This window comes from Geobacter benzoatilyticus, assembly GCF_017338855.1.
Taxonomy (GTDB): domain Bacteria; phylum Desulfobacterota; class Desulfuromonadia; order Geobacterales; family Geobacteraceae; genus Geobacter; species Geobacter benzoatilyticus.
On sequence record NZ_CP071382.1, the window covers coordinates 3455614 to 3473563 of the forward strand.

General features: G+C 55.5%; 14 protein-coding genes. 4 read left to right on the forward strand and 10 right to left on the reverse strand.

The window, feature by feature from the left end; all coding sequences use genetic code 11:
• Positions 1-46: 46 nt before the first annotated feature.
• The 3 genes from JZM60_RS16050 to malQ all read right to left on the reverse strand — a co-directional run bounded on the left by JZM60_RS16050 (position 47) and on the right by malQ (position 3647).
• A complete protein-coding gene (locus JZM60_RS16050) occupies positions 47-637 on the reverse strand; it encodes an acyl carrier protein phosphodiesterase (protein WP_207163398.1) in 591 nt (196 codons plus the stop codon).
• Between the two features lie 112 nt (positions 638-749).
• Positions 750-2036 carry a homocysteine synthase gene (locus tag JZM60_RS16055; RefSeq protein WP_207163399.1) on the reverse strand — a complete coding sequence of 429 codons (1287 nt, stop codon included), beginning with the start codon at positions 2034-2036 and terminating at the stop codon, positions 750-752.
• A gap of 129 nt (positions 2037-2165) precedes the next feature.
• Positions 2166-3647: a 4-alpha-glucanotransferase gene (malQ, locus tag JZM60_RS16060; protein WP_207163400.1), complete on the reverse strand. Its 1482-nt coding sequence runs from the start codon at positions 3645-3647 to the stop codon at positions 2166-2168.
• A 122-nt stretch (positions 3648-3769) separates the two neighbouring features.
• On the opposite strand from malQ, the gene JZM60_RS16065 reads away from it, so the two are divergent.
• A complete protein-coding gene (locus JZM60_RS16065; RefSeq protein WP_207163401.1) occupies positions 3770-3934 on the forward strand; it encodes a hypothetical protein in 165 nt (54 codons plus the stop codon).
• Here the strand turns inward: JZM60_RS16065 and ftsH are convergent.
• From ftsH to JZM60_RS16090, 5 genes are all read right to left on the reverse strand, one after another.
• Positions 3928-5787 (reverse strand): ATP-dependent zinc metalloprotease FtsH, encoded by a 1860-nt coding sequence (gene ftsH / locus JZM60_RS16070; protein WP_207163402.1) that lies wholly within the window; start codon positions 5785-5787, stop codon positions 3928-3930. The genes JZM60_RS16065 and ftsH overlap by 7 nt on opposite strands.
• Before the next feature lie 106 nt (positions 5788-5893).
• Complete coding sequence (gene cas6, locus JZM60_RS16075; protein WP_207163403.1) at positions 5894-6823, reverse strand: CRISPR system precrRNA processing endoribonuclease RAMP protein Cas6; 930 nt, start codon at positions 6821-6823, stop codon at positions 5894-5896.
• A 94-nt stretch (positions 6824-6917) separates the two neighbouring features.
• On the reverse strand, positions 6918-7673 hold the full coding sequence (locus tag JZM60_RS16080) for a succinate dehydrogenase/fumarate reductase iron-sulfur subunit (RefSeq protein ID WP_241426299.1): 756 nt from the start codon (positions 7671-7673) through the stop codon (positions 6918-6920).
• Positions 7673-9586, reverse strand: coding sequence for a fumarate reductase/succinate dehydrogenase flavoprotein subunit (locus tag JZM60_RS16085; RefSeq protein ID WP_207163404.1), 1914 nt, complete (start codon positions 9584-9586; stop codon positions 7673-7675). Before JZM60_RS16085 ends, JZM60_RS16080 begins: the two co-directional genes overlap by 1 nt.
• 9 nt (positions 9587-9595) lie before the next feature.
• Positions 9596-10258: a succinate dehydrogenase cytochrome b subunit gene (locus JZM60_RS16090; protein WP_207163405.1), complete on the reverse strand. Its 663-nt coding sequence runs from the start codon at positions 10256-10258 to the stop codon at positions 9596-9598.
• A gap of 604 nt (positions 10259-10862) precedes the next feature.
• On the opposite strand from JZM60_RS16090, the gene tgt reads away from it, so the two are divergent.
• Together tgt and mazG are read left to right on the forward strand one after the other, a co-directional pair.
• Positions 10863-11969: a tRNA guanosine(34) transglycosylase Tgt gene (tgt, locus tag JZM60_RS16095; protein WP_207163406.1), complete on the forward strand. Its 1107-nt coding sequence runs from the start codon at positions 10863-10865 to the stop codon at positions 11967-11969.
• 77 nt (positions 11970-12046) lie between these two features.
• Positions 12047-12841 (forward strand): nucleoside triphosphate pyrophosphohydrolase, encoded by a 795-nt coding sequence (gene mazG, locus JZM60_RS16100; RefSeq protein ID WP_207163407.1) that lies wholly within the window; start codon positions 12047-12049, stop codon positions 12839-12841.
• Positions 12842-13143: 302 nt separating this feature from the next.
• On the opposite strand, the gene murJ is transcribed toward mazG, so the two are convergent.
• Both murJ and JZM60_RS16110 read right to left on the reverse strand, forming a co-directional pair.
• Positions 13144-14709, reverse strand: a complete 1566-nt coding sequence (gene murJ, locus JZM60_RS16105; RefSeq protein WP_207163408.1) for a murein biosynthesis integral membrane protein MurJ — start codon at positions 14707-14709, stop codon at positions 13144-13146.
• Between the two features lie 320 nt (positions 14710-15029).
• The gene (locus JZM60_RS16110) at positions 15030-17162 is read right to left on the reverse strand and encodes a thioredoxin domain-containing protein (RefSeq protein WP_207163409.1); all 2133 of its coding nucleotides are present in this window, start codon (positions 17160-17162) and stop codon (positions 15030-15032) included.
• A gap of 115 nt (positions 17163-17277) precedes the next feature.
• Here JZM60_RS16110 and JZM60_RS16115 point away from each other — a divergent pair, with 115 nt between their 5' ends.
• On the forward strand, positions 17278-17919 hold the full coding sequence (locus tag JZM60_RS16115; protein WP_207163410.1) for a DUF3047 domain-containing protein: 642 nt from the start codon (positions 17278-17280) through the stop codon (positions 17917-17919).
• The last annotated feature ends 31 nt before the right edge of the window (positions 17920-17950 follow it).

Genomic DNA, 17950 nt, shown 5'->3' on the forward strand with positions numbered 1-17950 from the left:
GGGGCATCCGCTGCCATGGCGGGTTTGCCCCTTTTCTGCCACCTCTCTACTCCGCAGTTCCCTCGCTCACGAACATTCGCGCATGTGCCATGATATCCGGGTAGAATCTGAAGAAATCACCCTGCAAACCGTCGTAACTGCGTAACAGCTCTCGCCCCCCAGCGGCAAGAGGGTTCGCCCTCCCTACCCGCGCCGCCATCCGCGCAAGGACCCGCCCGATAGCATCCGGATCTGCATAGGAGGGAATCCACTCACCAAAAATGGCAGGGACAACCCGCTCCAGCCGTTCCGGCAGATGAGCGGCACGACTCCGCACCACGGCTTCGGAGCGGGCGATGAAATCTGCGAGAGGCTCTGTCGAGAAGCGCTCCCAATGGGCAGCAAGGAAATGATCGTAGAACAGGTCCACCATCACCGCGCGATAGAGGCCGAAATGGGGATCTATCCTCTGCCGACTGGCATGGAAGGCAGGATGTCTGCCGGTAAAGGAATCGATCCGGCGATGGAGCTTCAGGCCGAGGGTAATGCGGGGAGGAAACCGCCCTTCGAGCCGCCCCTTGACGAAGTCACCCATCATGTTGCCGGCAATGATATCGGGATCTTCGCCCGACAGGTGGAGGTGGGCCAAAAAGTTCATGTTTCCGGTATACCGCTGTCCATCAACATGTGCAAAAAGAAAAGGCGACCCATTGCGGATCGCCCTTCTCCGACGCCGGTCCGGCCGTCCCCTCGACGGGTTGCCGGAACCATTATCCCTGCGACGCCGCAAGCGCCTGTTCTATATCGGCAATGATATCCTCCACATTCTCAATGCCGATGGAAAGGCGGATGAAGTCCGGGGTAACGCCACTGGCCAGCTGCTCTTCCCCGGATAGCTGCTGGTGGGTAGTGGACGCGGGGTGAATCACCAGCGACTTGGCATCGCCGATGTTCGCCAGATGAGACAGCAGCTTGACGCTGTCTATGAACCGTTTTCCCGACTCTAGCCCCCCCTTGATACCGAAGCCGATAATGGCGCCTTCCCCCTTGGGCAGGTATTTACGGGCGTTCTCGTAATTTTCGTGGTTGGGAAGGCCGGGATAGTTCACCCAGCTAACGAGAGGATGCTTATCCAGCCACTGGGCCACCGCCCGGGCGTTCTCAACATGACGGGCCATCCGCAAGGGGAGAGTTTCCAGCCCCTGAAGGAAAAGGAATGCGTTAAAGGGGGAAAGGCAGGCGCCCATATCGCGTAAAAGCGTAATACGCATCTTCAGGATGTAGGCAAGATTCCCGAGAGCATCCCAATAGCGGAGCCCATGGTAGGAGGGATCGGGCTCGGTCATTTCAGGGAACCGGCCGTTGTTCCAGGGAAAGGTTCCTCCATCTACGACAGCTCCGCCGATGCTGGTTCCGTGACCGCAGATAAACTTCGTGAGAGAGTAAACCACAATGTCGGCACCATGCTCCAGGGGCCTGAAAAGGTAGGGGGTGGTCACGGTGTTGTCCACGACAAACGGTATTCCGGCTTCATGGGCGACGCGGGCGATGGCCTCGAAGTCATCAACATTGTTCTTGGGGTTCCCCACCGACTCCGTGTAGACCAGACGGGTATTCGCATCAATGGCCCTGCGGATGTTTTCCGGATCGGCGGTGTCCACAAACTTCACGGTAATACCCAGCTTGGGGAGGGTATAGTGAAACAGGTTATAGGTGCCGCCATAGAGATAGCTGGTTGAGATGATGTTCTGGCCGGCTTGGGCGATGTTCAGCACCGCACAGGTTATGGCCGCCTGCCCCGAGGCCAGGGCCAAGGCGCCGACTCCTCCGTCGAGCTCGGCAAGACGCTTTTCAAGCACATCGTTAGTGGGGTTCATGAGACGGGTGTAGATGTTGCCGAACTCCTTGAGCCCGAAGAGATTGGCGGCATGATCGGAGCTCTTGAAAGAGTATGAAGCCGTCTGGTAAATGGGAACCGCCCTGGAAAGGGTTGCAGGATCCGGTTCCTGACCGGCATGGAGGGCACGGGTGTCAAAGCCTCTAACAGTGTCGGACATGGGGCCTCATTTTCTGGTGGATAATTACAGCAATCCACCGGTTATCGTTATTTCACTCAAGAATACAATTTAAGTGATTGCCAGCGGCGCGGTCAAGTATATTCATGAGAATGCTCCTTGCTCCCCTTCTCATTTCCTCCCGAAGAGCGATGTCAATTCAAGAAGCCGTTCGATATGGGTTTCCGTAATCGCACCGGAGGAAAAACGCCACGACCAGTTGCCGCTGGGGGTCCCGGGAAGGTTCATGCGGGCGGAGTTGTCAAGTCCGAGGATATCCTGCAGGGGGAAAATTGCCAGTGCAGCTACCGATGCAAGCCCGAGCCTGACCAGTTCCCAATGTATTTCCTCTCCCGAGGTTCCCGTGTAGGCAAGGACCGCATTCCGGTGCTGGGGAGAAACGGATTCGAACCAGCCGACGGTGGTATCGTTGTCATGGGTACCGGTATAGGTCACGCATTCAGGAGTATAGTTATGGGGGAGGTAGGGATTTACCGCCCCGGAATCGAAAGCGAACTGGAGGATTTTCATTCCGGGGAAACGGTAGCGATCCCTCAACGCCTCAACTTCGGGGGTAATTACCCCCAAATCCTCGGCAATGATGGGGATTTGTCCCAAAGCGCCGATTACCGCATCGAACAGGTGGGCACCGGGCCCTTTCACCCATTCGCCCCGGACAGCGGTCTTCTCCCTGGCCGGCACTTCCCAACATGCTTCGAATCCCCGGAAATGGTCGATACGCACCATGTCACAGAGGTCGAAGCAGTGGCGGAACCGCTCGATCCACCAGTGATAACCTTCACCAGCCATGGCGTCCCAGTTGTAAAGGGGATTGCCCCAACGCTGGCCGGTCTTGCTGAAGTAATCGGGTGGGACACCGGCAACCACCGTCGGCTTTCCCTTCTCATCCAGCTTGAAAAGGTGCGGTACCCCCCAGACATCGGCCGAATCAAACGCCACAAATATCGGAATGTCACCGACAATTCCGATGCCCTTGCCATTGGCATATTCCCTGATGTGGCGCCACTGGCGGTAAAACTGCCACTGGGCATATTTCTGTTCGCCGATAGTCCCCCCAAGTTTAACCGAGAACTTTTCCAGGGCGCCGGGCTCCCGCCGGGCAATCTCCTTCGGCCATGCCGTCCAGCTTTTCCCGCCAAAGTGGTCTTTGAGGGCCATGAAAAGGGCGTAGTCATGGAGCCAGGGGGTAGTGTCGCAAAAATGCCAGTATTCCTGCTTGCGCTCAAGGTCACCATGGGCGTAGAAACGGGTAGCCGCGGCCTTCAGCAGGGGAATCTTGTAATTCTCCACAAGGGTAAAATCAACGTGGTCCGCCGCGAAAACAGGCATCGGGACAGAGTCATCCAGATCACCTTCGTCCACGAGGGCTTCCAGGTCGATGAGGAGGGGATTGCCGGCAAAGGCAGAGTAGCACGAGTAGGGTGAATTGCCATAGGCAGCCGGGCCCAGGGGTAGAACCTGCCAGAGGCTCTGGCCGGCCGCCTCGAGGAAATCGATGAAATGCCGGCACTCCCGGCCAAGGGAGCCGATCCCTCCCGGACCGGGGAGAGATGTGGGGTGGAGGAGGATGCCGCTTTTCCTTCGATGATGCATTTATACCTCGCTTTCCGTTAAAAGCGTTGTCAAGGATGCCGCAAATTGTATACAGTTACGTTCGGCAGAAGGTCAAAACTTCCTGAATCGGTTGCCATTATTAACAAGGAGGATTTTATTCCATGGAAACCATAAAGACCGCCATGTTCGAAACCCTTATGGAGAGTGCCGTACCAGACGGCGAAGACGGCTACATCTTCACCCTGGAGGGAAAGACCTACCGGATAAAAGACACCCTGGAGATATCCAAGATTGCCCAGGACCACGGGTACATCATCATCTACTGACTTTCCGGCAGCCCGAGCAGCTGGTCTACACGGCGACCGTCCAGTGTCTCTTCTTCGATTAGAGCATCCGCAAGTATATCGAGCTTCTCCCGATTCCCGGCGATGATCCCTTCGGCTATGGTTTCGGCCTCCTTGATTACCGCCGCTATCTCCTGATCTATGAGCCATGCCATCTGCTCGGAAAAGGTCTTTTCCTCTGCCAGCTTCCGGCCAAGGAACGGGTGTTCCTCCCCCCGGCTGAAGGTCATGGCACCGATTTTCTCACTCATTCCCCACTGACAAACCATCTTTTCCGCCAGATCGTTCACCATTTTAAGGTCATTCTGGGCTCCGGTTGAAAGGTCGGAAAAAACGGTCCGTTCGGCCACCCTCCCCCCGAGGGCAACAGAAAGGCGATTCAATAGATACGTCTTGGAGTAGTGATAGCGATCGTCCTCGGGTAGCTGTTGAGTCACTCCCAGGGCCTGCCCCCGCGGGATGATTGTAACCTTGTGGACAGGGTCGGTGCCGGGGAGAAGCTTCGCCACCAGAGTGTGCCCGGCTTCATGGTAGGCGGTAATCCGCTTTTCCCTTTCAGTTATGTACATCTTCCGTTCTCCACCCATGAGAACCTTATCCTTGGCCCGCTCAAGATGAGACATGGTTACCATGGTGGAATTTTCCCGCGCCGCCAGGATGGCCGCCTCGTTCACCAGGTTTTCCAGGTCCGCACCGGTCATGCCAGGCGTTCCCCGGGCAATCACCGCAAGGGACACATCTTTGTCGATGGGGATCTTGCGCGTATGTACCTGCAGGATTTTCTCCCGATCCCGCCAGTCGGGGCGGTCTATTACCACATGGCGGTCAAAGCGGCCCGGCCTGAGCAGCGCTGCGTCCAGAACGTCGGGGCGGTTGGTGGCCGCCATGACGATTACCTCAACATGGGGGTCGAAGCCGTCCATCTCGGAAAGAAGCTGATTCAAAGTCTGCTCCCGCTCATCATGTCCGCCGCCGAGCCCCGCGCCACGGCTGCGCCCCACGGCATCGAGCTCGTCGATGAATATGATGCTCGGTGCCGATTTCTTGGCAGTGGCAAAGAGATCCCGCACCCTTCCGGCACCGACACCAACAAACATCTCGATAAACTGTGACGCAGAGATACTGAGAAAGGTCACGCCGGACTCGCCTGCCACTGCCCGCGCAAGGAGCGTCTTGCCGGTGCCGGGAGGCCCGACCAGCAAGACACCCTTCGGCACCTTGCCTCCAATCTGCTGGAACTTCTTCGGATCCTGCAAATAATCGACGATCTCCCTCAACTCCAGCTTGGCGTTCTCCATACCGGCCACATCGTCGAACGTCACATTACTCTTTTCCCCAGGCGTATACATCTGGGCACCGGACTTGGAGAAACCTCCCATCATTGCGCCGGGGCCCTGCCCCCGCATTCCCCGCATTGCAAACCACCAGACCCCGAGGATCAGAATCCAGGGAAGAATGTACAGGAACCCGCTGAGGAGAGGAGATGTCTCCGTTGTTACAGCGGTAACATCCACCTTCCTGGCCTGCAAATCAGACATGAGGGTCGGGTCTTCGATGACAGGCTTTACCGTGGTAAACTTGGTGACTTCACGTACTGCCGACTGTCCGGGAACCGTACCGGGCAACTGCACTTTTTTCCGGAACTCCCCTCTGATCCCATTGCCCTTTATGGTAATCTGCTTGATGTTGTCAGCGGCAAGCTCATCCTTGAAGCGGCTGTACGAAATTGTTCCGCCACCTTCAGCGGTCTGGCGGACGAAATAGCCATACAGTAGATTGAACGCAATAATCAGTACAAAAACCCATAAAAACGGCTTCCAGACCGACTGGCCCATGGATGGCTCCTTAACGCCGGAACTCCCCGTAAAATCGAGTTCCGGCAATCCATTTCAATGCAATGACACTAAAGTGGTAACACAAACTCCTTGAATTGCAAGGCTTTCACGATTCATCAACGGACAGGGAGAATCGGCCGAGGCCAAACGCAGCACCTTTTCCCAAGTTAAGGAACTCACCCAAAAGCAGAAACGGGATAAATTCATCAGGGATCCCCTTTAACTTCACATCTCCGGTCAGTCCCGCCAACTTACCATCTCCTTCCCCCCTGCCCCACTCCACCCACCTGGTCGAATTTTGCAAAACTACCACTGATTCAGAGAGGGAACTGAGCCATCTGAAGTCCATCGAAAGATCATCATCACTATAGTAAGCAGCAAGGGATGATATACGTCGAATAAGGGTTCGCATAAATTGCGTGAATTTAAATTCCCGCATCATACGCCCCTCATGCATCAGCTTCAGCGGTGTCTCAAGTTGAAGCTTCATTTCCCCGGAGTAACCCATAAGTCGCGTGTCACGGAGGCCATCTGTTTCCAGGAGAGTAACGGCATCCAAGGCCTCGACTACCCCATCTTTCGACCATAGAAGCGTAGGCTCATCATGGTAGTCAAGAGAATCTATACGCACAAGGTCCATTAAACTCCCATTACGCTCAGGCTGAATCGTAAAAAGAAATTTTAATGCCTCCACAAATTCCCCGACAAACCGGGTTGCGGTCCCCGCTAACGAAAGGCGAATCACAAAATCATGACCGGCGTTAGGTGGCGAGGGAAACACCGGAAAAGAAAAGGCAAACGGAAGGGGTGGCTTCTGGTGCCTCTTTACAGCAGCAGGGTCAGCACTCAGCTCCTGGGCAAAAATCAGCCGATAAGGGCACTCTTCCCTTGAAACGCATAGGCCGCAAGCATCGCTCATGCAACCTGTTATTTGGCGGAATGCACTCTGGAAATCATGCCGGACGCGAAACAGAAAATACCGGTCGGCAATATCCCTGTTCAGGCGCATCGTCATCCGCAAAACTGCTACCATCATATCTTCGCTCCTGCCCAAAAAAATGGGGCGGATAATTAAATCCGCCCCATCATACCGCAAGAACTTACGGTTCATACTGAAAAATAAAATTTTCCTAGAACATAGACTTAAGGTATTCCCTGTTCAGTGTGGCTATGAACTTGACGTTGATGCCCTTCGGGCAGGCAGCCTGGCATTCATAGTGGTTGGTGCAGTTACCGAATCCACACTCTTGCAGTGCCCCTGTCATCTCATTTACGCGACGAGCCGCCTCCGCCTTGCCTTGGGGAAGCACGGCAAGCTGCGACACCTTGGCGGAAGTAAATAGCATGGCCGATCCGTTGGGGCAACCGGCAACACAGGCCCCGCAACCGATACATTCAGCGGCATCCATTGCGTAATCGGCTTCGGGCTTGGGAATCATGATAGCGTTGCCGTCTGCAACACCGCCAGTATGGGCAGAGGTGTAACCACCAGCCTGGATGATGGTGTCGAGGGCAGAACGATCGACTACCAGGTCTTTTACGACCGGGAATGCCCGGGCGCGCCACGGCTCGATATAGATGGTGTCGCCGTTCTTGAACATCCGCATATGGAGTTGGCAGACCGTGGTCCGCTCCAGACCGCCGTGGGGGATCCCGTTGATCACCTGGGAGCACATGCCGCAGATACCCTCGCGACAATCGTGATCAAATGCGATGGGCTCCTTGCCGGCTTTGATAAGTTCTTCGTTGACCTCATCGAGCATCTCAAGGAACGACTCGTCCGGGCTTACATTCTTGGCCTCGTAGACCTCAAACTTTCCTGGATCTTTTGGGCCATTCTGGCGCCAAACATGGAGAGTAAGATTCATTGTATTGTCGTGGCTCATTATTTGTAGCTCCTTATTGCCAGATGGACGTTTTCAAACTTCAACGGCTCAATGTGGAGTTCAGGCTCGGCATTAACTCCCTTGAACTCCCATGCGGCGGCATGGCAGAAGTTTTCGTCATCACGCTTCGCTTCGCCGTCGGGCATCTGATGCTCGACTCTGAAGTGACCACCGCAGGACTCGTTACGGTAGAGGGCATCACGGGTGAGAAGTTCGGCGAATTCCAGGAAGTCGGCAACACGGCCCGCATTCTCCAGATCCTGGTTGAACTGGGCGCCAGATCCGCTCACCTTGACATTCTTCCAGAACTCTTCACGGAGTGCAGGAATCTTCTTGAGGGCTTCCTTGCAGCTCTGCTCACTGCGTGCCATGCCGACATTCTCCCACATGATCCGGCCCAGTTCGCGGTGGAACTCACTGACAGTCTTCTTACCGTTGATCGACATGAGTTTCTTGAGATTGTTATTCACATCTTCAACCGACTTCTTGCACTCGGCGTTGTCGGCCTTGACCTTGCCCGGAGTTGTCCTGGCGAGGTAATTGGCAATGGTATACGGTATGACGAAGTAGCCGTCGGCAAGACCCTGCATGAGGGCGCTCGCGCCGAGACGGTTCGCACCGTGAACCGAGAAGTTTGCCTCACCCAGAACGAAGAGGCCCGGAACGTTGCTCTCGCAGTTGTAGTCAACCCAGAGGCCACCCATGGAATAGTGGGGAGCCGGGTAGATACGCATCGGTACTTTGTAAGCGTTCTCGTCGGTAATCTTCTCGTACATCTCGAAGAGGTTGCCGTAACGCTCCCGGATTGTGTCTTCCCCAAGGCGCTTGATGGAAGCGGCGAAATCGAGGTAAACACCCCGGCCGCCCGGTCCGACGCCGCGGTCATCGTCACACTGCTCTTTTGCGGCACGGGAAGCGATATCACGCGGTGCAAGGTTACCGAAGCTCGGGTACTTCCGCTCGAGATAGTAATCGCGCTCTTCTTCGGGAATTTCGCCCGGTGCACGCTTATCACCCTTTTTCTTGGGAGCCCAGCAGCGGCCGTCGTTCCGGAGCGACTCGGACATGAGGGTCAGCTTGGACTGCTTGTCACCATGCTGCGGAATGCAGGTCGGGTGAATCTGGGTGTAACAGGGGTTTGCGAAGAAGGCGCCTTTTTTGTGAGCCTTCCAGGCAGCAGTAACGCTGCACCCCATGGCGTTGGTGGAAAGGTAGAATACGTTGACGTAGCCGCCGGTGCAGAGAACAACCGCGTCGCCAACATGGCTGCGGATCTCGCCGGTCACCAGGTCACGAACCGTGATCCCTTTGGCCTCGCCATCGACAACGATCAGGTCGAGCATTTCGGTGCGGGGGAACATCTTGACGGTCCCGGCCTTGATCTGGCGGGCAAGAGCCGAATAGGCGCCGAGCAGAAGCTGCTGGCCCGTCTGTCCGCGAGCATAGAAGGTACGGGAAACCTGGGCGCCGCCGAAGGAACGGTTGTCCAGGTAGCCGGCGTAGTCACGGGCGAAAGGAACACCCTGTGCCACACACTGGTCGATGATGTTATTGGAAACCTGGGCGAGGCGCCAGACGTCAGCCTCACGGGCGCGGAAGTCACCGCCCTTGATGGTGTCGTAGAAGAGACGGTAGATGCTGTCGCCATCGTTCGGGTAGTTTTTGGCAGCGTTGATCCCGCCCTGTGCAGCAATGGAGTGGGCGCGACGGGGGCTGTCCTGATAACAGAATGCCTCTACGTTGTAGCCAAGTTCGCCGAGCGATGCGGCAGCAGCTCCACCGGCGAGGCCGGTACCAACCACCAGAACTTTGTATTTACGCTTGTTGGCAGGGTTGACCAGCTTCATATCGAAGCGGTGCTTGTCCCATGTTTTCTCAATTGGTCCAGTCGGACATTTTCCGTCGAGTATCACTTGAACCCCCTAACCTTTCAGAATGCCGGTAACGATAAAGAGCGGGATGGACGCATAGCCGAGAAGAAGAACAACGGCCGCAACCTTGCCAATCTTGCCGAAAACCGGGAGAGACTTTTCATTATTCCAGCCCATCGTCTGGAAGAAGCTCTGAATCCCATGGGAGAGGTGAAGGAACAGCACAACCATCGCCGCGACATAAATGAACACGACAATCCCGAGGGAGAAGCTGTGGGTCACCATGCCAAAGACATCAAAACGGCCGAGGGCATCAACACCAAGCCTTATGTCCGGAGTGACGCGAATGGTGAAGTGAAGAAGGTGATAGATGATGAAGGCAATGAGCAGAAGCCCCGTATAGAGCATGCTAGTGCTCGACAAGGTAGCCTTCTTGAGGTTCTTGACCGCATAAGCGTCAGGGTTTGCAGCACGGTTCTCAAGGCTCAGCGTTACACCGTAGAGTACATGGATACATACCGCTACAAGCATGACGGCACGGAAAGCCCAGACCAGGGGTGGAAGTGCATGAAGATGCTCGGCATATGCGTTTATGCCGCCGGGAATGAAGATGGATGAGTTTCCAAGCATATGGACGATAACAAACAGCACCATAAGCTGACCGGTGATCGCCATAAGGACTTTTCTTCCCACAGTACTCGTGAACAGTTGCATAATGGTATCCTTTTGCGCGTATTCGTTGTGCTAAATAAAATTCAATGCTAATGCCGCCGGTGAATCTCGCCTCACGGAGTGCAACCCCGGGAGGAAAGGCCAAACGGCCTTACGGAGAAAGCCCTTGAACCGTTTGCGGAGGTGCCCGCCATTCCTTACAATTGTCCACAGTTTCCTCCCTTGCAAGGATATTTATTTAAACCATCAATCAAGAGCAACCTGAACAACATGTATTTTTTCTAATATTATTTTGTATACTGTATACTAAACGTCGTTTTAGGGAAAAGCAATAAAAAAAGTGGCTTCAAATGGGGTGCGGACGCTTCACCAGCCTGAACTTGTGAACGGCTGGCGCGGAACTCATCCGGCTAGGGAGTAAATGCGGAATAATGAAGAGTATCTGCACTAAAGAAATAGTGAACATCCGATACTCAACAGGGGAGACTTTAAGGACTGCCGGAGTCTGCACCAAGCGTCCCCAACAACCCATTGCACGATTGCTTTTTCAAGACGCTTCTGCTAACAATGCTGCTGAAATGATGCAAAGATACTGAATATTCATTAATTTAATGGCGTTTTAATCCAAATGACCTCAAAAGGCAATATGAAATTCAAGCTTACTAAAAAAGACCCATCATGCGGTGCTCGTCGAGGGACACTGACAACCCCCCACGGCACTATCGAAACCCCCATTTTCATGCCGGTCGGCACCCATGCCGCCATGAAGGCAATGACTCCAGCGCAGGTCACTGAGACCGGTGCGCAGATCATCCTCTCGAACACATATCATCTTCATCTCCGGCCCGGCGAAGAACTTGTTGCCAAGGCCGGGGGACTGCACAGCTTCATGGCGTGGGACGGCCCGATTCTCACCGACTCCGGCGGGTTCCAGGTTTTCTCTCTTCCCAACAAGCGGATAACCGAGGACGGGGCATACTTCAAACATGAGGTGACCGGAGAAGAAGTATTCCTCGACCCGGCAAGGGCCATAGCGATACAGGAAGCACTTGGCGCCGACATTATCATGGCTTTTGACGAGTGCATTCCGTATCCCTGCGACCGCCAGTACGCGGCGAAATCAACCCGCAAGACCCTCCGTTGGGCCGAGCAGTGCAAAAAAGCACAGACGCGAAAGGATCAGGCGCTCTTCGGCATTGTCCAGGGGAGCGTATTTGAGGACCTTCGTGCCATGTGCGCCAAGGAACTGGTGCAACTGGACCTGCCCGGTTACGCCATCGGCGGCGTTTCCGTCGGCGAAGGGCTGGAGCTTCTGAAAAGAGTAGTAGAGTACACGGCTCCATTCCTGCCGGAAAACAAACCCCGCTACCTCATGGGCGTGGGACTTCCCGAGGATATCCTTGAAAGCGTAGAGAGGGGTATGGACATGTTCGACTGTGTCATCCCGACCCGCTACGCCCGCAGTGCCACCCTTTTCACCAACAGGGGGAGGATACGCCTCACCAACCGCAAGTACCGGCGCGATTTTTATCCGATTGAGCCGAACTGCACCTGTTACACTTGCCGAAACTTCACGAGGGCCTACCTGCACCATCTCTTCAACGCCAATGAAGTCCTCTCGGCGATACTCGCCAGCATCCATAACGTTCACTTTTATCTAAACATGATGGCGGAAATCCGCACTGCCATCGAGAACGGACGTTTTTCCGACTACAAGCGTGGCTTTCTGGAATCATATCTCAAGGGCGGATAGCCAATAGGCGAATATTATTGCTTTGCACGGGGCATCCAAACGGATGCCCCGTTATGTTTTACGACGGGAGAGTCAACATGAAAAATGAGGGCGCAGGATTCGAGAAGATCATGGAAATCATGCGACGGTTGCGGGGACCGGGTGGCTGCCCCTGGGATGCGGAACAAACCCATGAATCCCTGAAGAGGTATCTGCTGGAGGAATCCTACGAGGTAATTGAGGCTATTGACGCCGGATCGTCCAAAATGCTCCGGGAAGAACTGGGAGACCTGATACTGCAACCGGTGTTCCACGCCGTAATCGCAGAAGAGCGAGGCACGTTCTCCATGGACGAGGTGCTTTCGGGACTGGCGGAGAAGCTTGTGAACCGTCATCCCCATGTATTCGGCGACCAGGTCATAAAAAGCAGCCGGGAACAATTGGAAAACTGGGAGCGCCTCAAGCAGAAAGAAAAGAAGGATGAGCGGAAATCGGCCCTGTCCGGGGTCCCCCCGCACCTTCCAGCTCTCATGAAAGCACAGAAAGTGACTGAGAAGGCAGCGCGGGTCGGCTTCGATTGGTCCCACGTGGATGAAGTATTTGCCAAGGTAATGGAAGAACTGCACGAGTTTGAGGAGACAATGATAGCCGGCGACCAGGAGCGGATGGAGGCGGAATTGGGCGACCTTCTTTTCGCCATCGTCAACCTCGGGAGGTTTCTCTCCATCGATCCGGAAGAGGCCCTCCGGAAAACCATTACCCGCTTCACGACACGATTCGGCCATATTGAAAGCACATTGCACGCGCGGGGAGTTTCAATGAAAGACGCTTCTCTGGATGAGATGGAAGCACTGTGGGATGAAGCGAAAAAGCGGGAACGGGGAGAAGAATAACTCCATTGTTACGTCTTTTCAACACTGTAACCGATTTTCCACATTTTCTGTGCATAACCTGTGAACAACAGTGTTGATGAATAGTCAAAGGAATGCTGAATTGTAAGGTTATTACTTTCTGCTCACTTTTTAATCACACTGTAACATATTGATTTGCAAAGACTTTACCCTAACCAACCATATTTCACCATGTTAGAGAAACACTATGAAACTCCAGCAAGAAGGATTGGAAAAAACCTGTTCATAACCATGTGAAATTCTGCCTTTTCAAGGGTATCCCAGCAGAGCCGAGCCGGAATATCCTACCGAACCAACCGGCGCCTCACCTGACTCACCAGCTCGCGGGCTTCGTCACACCGAAGCCCATGGGCTACCACCATAAATATTGCCACGCCAGCGCCAATGGAACCCATAAGCACGCCGGTCTTCATGATCTTTTCCCCGGCCGCCGACCAGTCGGCAAGCCCCATGCCCCACCGTACGGCAAATGCCATGGGGATAGATGCCACAAAAGCTTTAAAACCTGAAGTAATGATTTTCCTCCCGCCAAAGGGCCCGATCTTGCGTCGCAAGAAAAAGAGAAGAAGCCCCATATTCCCCAAAGCAGCAAGGGATGAAGCCAAGGCAAGCCCACCATGTTTCAGCGGCCCCATGAGCAAGAGGCTGAAAAGGGCATTAAGCACAAAGGCGGCAAAGGCAATCGCCACCGGAGTTTTGGTATCTTTCAGGGCATAGAACGCGGGGACCAGAACCCGCACCAGCGCCACCAGCGATAATCCTATGGAATAGTAGTAAAGGGCCTCGGCCGAGCTGACCGCCTTGGCATAATCGAACTCGCCCCCCATGAAAAGAAGGCTGAAAATCGGGGTTGCACAAACCATCAGCCCTGCTGTGGCCGGAATGGTGATGAAAAGGGTCAGTCTCAATCCAAAGGAAAGTGAGTCCTTCAGCTGGTCGATTTCGCCGGCAGCAGCCTGGCGGCTCATGGAAGGGAGAACCGCCTGGGCCACGGATACGGTGAATATACCCTGCGGAAACTCGAAAAGGCGCTGTGCGTAATAAAGGAAAGAAACGCTCCCCTGGGGGAGGAGTGAAGCAAGTATGTTGCCGACTGTAATATTCAGGTAGTAGACGCCGACGCCGAAAACCGACGGTCCCATGAGGAGGGCAATCTTGCGCACGGCAGGGTGTCCGGGGTCGAAGCGGGGACGAATGGGAAACCCTTTGCGCCAGAGGGTCGGAAGTTGGAGTGCCAGTTGCAGGAAGCCTCCGATGATAACCCCCACCGCCAGGGCGGTGATCGGCACCTGGAAGCTGTCGTGGAGCAGCCATGCACAAAGAATCATGGATATATTAAGGAAAACGGTGGAAATGGCCGGGGTGAAAAAGTGACGGACGGTATTTAGAATCCCCATGCAAAGGGCCACGAGGCTGATGAAAAAGATGTACGGAAACATGAGCCGGTTCAGGAACACTGTCAGTTCGAACTTGGCAGGATCGGCCTTGAATCCGGGGAACATGAGAGAAACTATCGCCGGCGATAGCATGATACCTATCAGTGTAACAGCCGCCATGACGATAGTGAGGATTGTGAAACAGGTATTGGCCAGCTCCCGCGCCTCTTCCTCCCCTTTCCGGGTAAGCCACTCGGAAAACGTGGGAACAAAAGCCGAGGTGAGTGCCCCTTCGGCAAAAAACCTGCGAAGCATGTTAGGAATCTGAAACGCGGCAAAAAAAGCGTCGGTGGCAAGACCTGCCCCGAAAAGACGCGACACCGCCATGTCGCGCACCATTCCCAGAACACGCGACAGGGTCGTCGCAAAACCGAGCACGCCTGCTGCCCGGACAATCTGCTTCTTTTCTGACATGCACCCTCCAGGGGGGCTAAGAACTTGTCCGTAAACAACTGCCGCGAGGACCGCGCCCGGACTTGGGGCAGATTTGACTTGACCGATTGAGCAAAACCGCAGTCGTAGTAAGGCTACGTTGAGGATTTTGCGATTGAGGCCGAGGCAAAGATGCCGTAAATACGGGATGCGGGACCGCAAAGCTTATTTACGGACAAGTTCTAAGTATGAAATTGCAAACAACGGGTTTATGTATCACAAATACAGGGGGGAGCGGTAAGGGTTTCATCCCGTCGAACCGGGGCAGGACATGACCCGAGATACTGCAAGCGGAAACGGCTTCATCCTTCGCGGTATTCTCCGGCAGCAGACGCCGGAAAGATTTCGGCGATTATCCCGTCCAGGAGGCGGCCCAACTCGCCGGGAGACGCTACGCGGGGACGGCATGCGCCGGCAGCGCAAACGCTTGCAGTCATTCCATCAATCCCGGCAGGTTCTTTCTTAAGAACCAGCCCCGGCACAAATCTTCTGCCGATCTCAGAAAGCATGGCGTGAAGCTCGCCTTTTCCACCTCCGGCGATGATCACCTCCACCACCGGTCGCAGGAGCAGATCCAGTGCCATGAGGGTCTGTAGATGAGCTGTAGGCTGGCTCCCGGCACCGGCAATAAAAGCACGGACGATTTCCTCTCCGCTTTTCGTAAACTGTTCATCATCAACAATCCTGCCGAGCCTGACAAGACCGGCAGCGGCCAGCCCGTTGCCAGAGGGGATCACTCCGTCATAGGCCTGGCGTCCCCGCAATAGAACCGTGTCGGCATCATTCCCCGTGTCATGGAGCCCGGGGCCGTCTCCGGAGAAGAGCCGGAGCATATCCCGTGCTAATGAGCAGGCTTCGTCCAGATACCGCTTCTCAAGGGTCGCTTCGTAGAGAGCAAGAACTCCGGTCAGGAGCGCAGCGTAATCCTCAAGGAAAGCCGCAACCCTGCCTTCTCCCCTGTGGATGCTCCGAAGAAGCCTTCCGCCGGGTATGCGCAAATCCCGGTTGATGCGCGCAAGCGCCGCCTCCGCCGCCACGATGAACCGCTTTCCCCCGCCGGCCGAATAAAGCCGGGCAAGAGCCGCTATCATAAGCCCGTTCCAGGAAGTCACTATCTTTTCGTCCCGGAACGGGCGCACCCTCCCCTCCCGTTCCGCCAGAAGCAGCTTCTGCCAACGCTCTATTTTTTCGAGGAGCCCTGCAACCGTCACCCCCTCCCTCCGGGCAAAGTCATCGGGAGAAACAGGGGCGGAAAGGACGTTAGCCCCCTCGAAATTCCCCCCTTCGCTCACGTTGAAAAAGCGGCAGCAAAGTTCCCCCTCCAATTGGCCGACTATCGACCGGACCTGGGCCGGCGTCCAGACATAGTAACGCCCCTCCTCGCCTTCGCTGTCAGCATCAAGGGCAGAATAAAAGCCACCCCAGGGCGCCGCCAGCTCGCGCAGGACGAAATCGCAGATTTCCTCCGCCATCTCCAGCAGGAAGCCACGCCCCGTGCATTGAAACGCTTCCACAGCCGCCAGGGCAACCAGTGCCTGATCATAGAGCATCTTCTCGAAATGGGGAATCTGCCAGCGGTTGTCGACGCTGTACCGGTGGATACCGAAGCCGATCTGATCGAAGATCCCTCCGCAGCGTATCGCTTCCAGCGTCGTTACGGCCATGGCGATCGCCCCGGAATCTCCGAAACGACGGCTGTAGCGGAGCAGAAATGAAATGTTTAGGGGCATGGGAAACTTGGGGGACTGGCCGAAACCGCCATGGGCCCCATCGAACATGGCGGCAAGCAGGCGCCGCGCGCCATGGAGCGGTTCCTCTCCGGGGATTTCTCCCGGCGCCGCGGCGGACAGACGCCGGAGGCTGTCGAGGATGGCGTCACAGTTGCCCCTTATGAGTTCTCGCCTTGTTTCCCAGACATCGGCGATCCGGCCGAGGATTTCCACAACCCCCGGCATCCCCCCCCGTGAATGTTTGGGGATATACGTGGCCACAAAGAAGGGCTCCCGCTCGGAAGTCAGGCAGACGTTTAGGGGCCACCCGCCGCTGCCGTTCATGAGCTGGGCCACGCGCATGTAGGTTTCGTCAATATCCGGACGCTCTTCCCGATCCACCTTGATGGCCACGAAATCCCGGTTCAGCACTGCGGCGACTTCAGGGTCCCCGAACGATTCATGGGCCATCACGTGGCACCAGTGGCAGGTTGCATAGCCGATGGAGAGAAAAACCGGCCGGTCTTCGGTTCTGGCCCGCTCGAAGGCCTCGTCCCCCCACTCGTACCAGTCCACCGGATTGTCGGCATGCTGCAACAAATAGGGACTAGTAGCGAAAATGAGCCGGTTGAACTCATTTCCGCCATCGGGGGGAAGCGCACTGCGATCCGCCTCGAATATTCGCTTCAGCCTCATATTCTCATCGCTGCCGGCATCCATAGCCATGGGTTGACTCCCTGACACAAGCATTACCAATATCGAAAGTCTACCAGACAACGGGCTCTTCAGCCTTTCACTGAGCGGCCAAAATTGTTAGACTATGACAAATAGAGGAGACAACATGAAGGCAATACCCTTGATCATCGTCCTCATTGCGGCGGGAAGCGCGTTTGCAGCCATAACTACGGTAGGCCGGTTCAGCACGGGCGATATGTCGGGATGGGAAGAGAAGACCCTTCGGGGGAAGAAGAAAAGCGTCTACACCCTTGTGCGGGAAGGGGAACACAACGTTCTGAAGGCGGAGAGCCACGGCTCGGCATCGGGGCTCATCTACCGTATTAAATTCGACTCCCGGCAGAACCCGATACTCCGCTGGTCGTGGAAAGTAAGCGGTACCATGAAGAAGGGCGACGAACAGAGCCGTGCGGGGGACGACTACCCGGCCAGGGTATATGTGGTATTCCCCCGGACCTTCTTCTGGCAGACGAGAGCCGTCAACTACATCTGGGCAAACAGGCTGGCCAAGGGAGCTTCCGTCCCGAACGCCTTCGCGCCGAAGAACATCCGGATGGTGGCGGTGGAAAGCGGCCCGGCCAATGCCGGGAGGTGGGTCGCAGAGGAACGGAACATCCATGAGGATTACGTGAAGCTTTTCGGAGAAGAACCGCCACGGGCCGGGGCAATTGCCATCATGACCGACACCGACAACACCGGCGAAGATGCCGTGGCATGGTACGGCGACATAACTTTATCGGCGAAATGACAAAAGGCGGGGAACACCCCGCCTTTTTCAG

Coding starts and splice junctions, on each gene's coding strand:
- JZM60_RS16055 (WP_207163399.1), bottom strand. CDS start 2,036: ATGTCCGACACTGTTAGAGGCTTTGACACCCGTGCCCTCCATGCCGGT.
- mazG (WP_207163407.1), top strand. CDS start 12,047: ATGAAAAATGAGGGCGCAGGATTCGAGAAGATCATGGAAATCATGCGA.
- JZM60_RS16065 (WP_207163401.1), top strand. CDS start 3,770: ATGGAAACCATAAAGACCGCCATGTTCGAAACCCTTATGGAGAGTGCC.
- murJ (WP_207163408.1), bottom strand. CDS start 14,709: ATGTCAGAAAAGAAGCAGATTGTCCGGGCAGCAGGCGTGCTCGGTTTT.
- JZM60_RS16080 (WP_241426299.1), bottom strand. CDS start 7,673: ATGAGCCACGACAATACAATGAATCTTACTCTCCATGTTTGGCGCCAG.
- JZM60_RS16050 (WP_207163398.1), bottom strand. CDS start 637: ATGAACTTTTTGGCCCACCTCCACCTGTCGGGCGAAGATCCCGATATC.
- JZM60_RS16110 (WP_207163409.1), bottom strand. CDS start 17,162: ATGGCTATGGATGCCGGCAGCGATGAGAATATGAGGCTGAAGCGAATA.
- JZM60_RS16115 (WP_207163410.1), top strand. CDS start 17,278: ATGAAGGCAATACCCTTGATCATCGTCCTCATTGCGGCGGGAAGCGCG.
- ftsH (WP_207163402.1), bottom strand. CDS start 5,787: ATGGGCCAGTCGGTCTGGAAGCCGTTTTTATGGGTTTTTGTACTGATT.
- JZM60_RS16090 (WP_207163405.1), bottom strand. CDS start 10,258: ATGCAACTGTTCACGAGTACTGTGGGAAGAAAAGTCCTTATGGCGATC.
- malQ (WP_207163400.1), bottom strand. CDS start 3,647: ATGCATCATCGAAGGAAAAGCGGCATCCTCCTCCACCCCACATCTCTC.
- cas6 (WP_207163403.1), bottom strand. CDS start 6,823: ATGATGGTAGCAGTTTTGCGGATGACGATGCGCCTGAACAGGGATATT.
- tgt (WP_207163406.1), top strand. CDS start 10,863: ATGAAATTCAAGCTTACTAAAAAAGACCCATCATGCGGTGCTCGTCGA.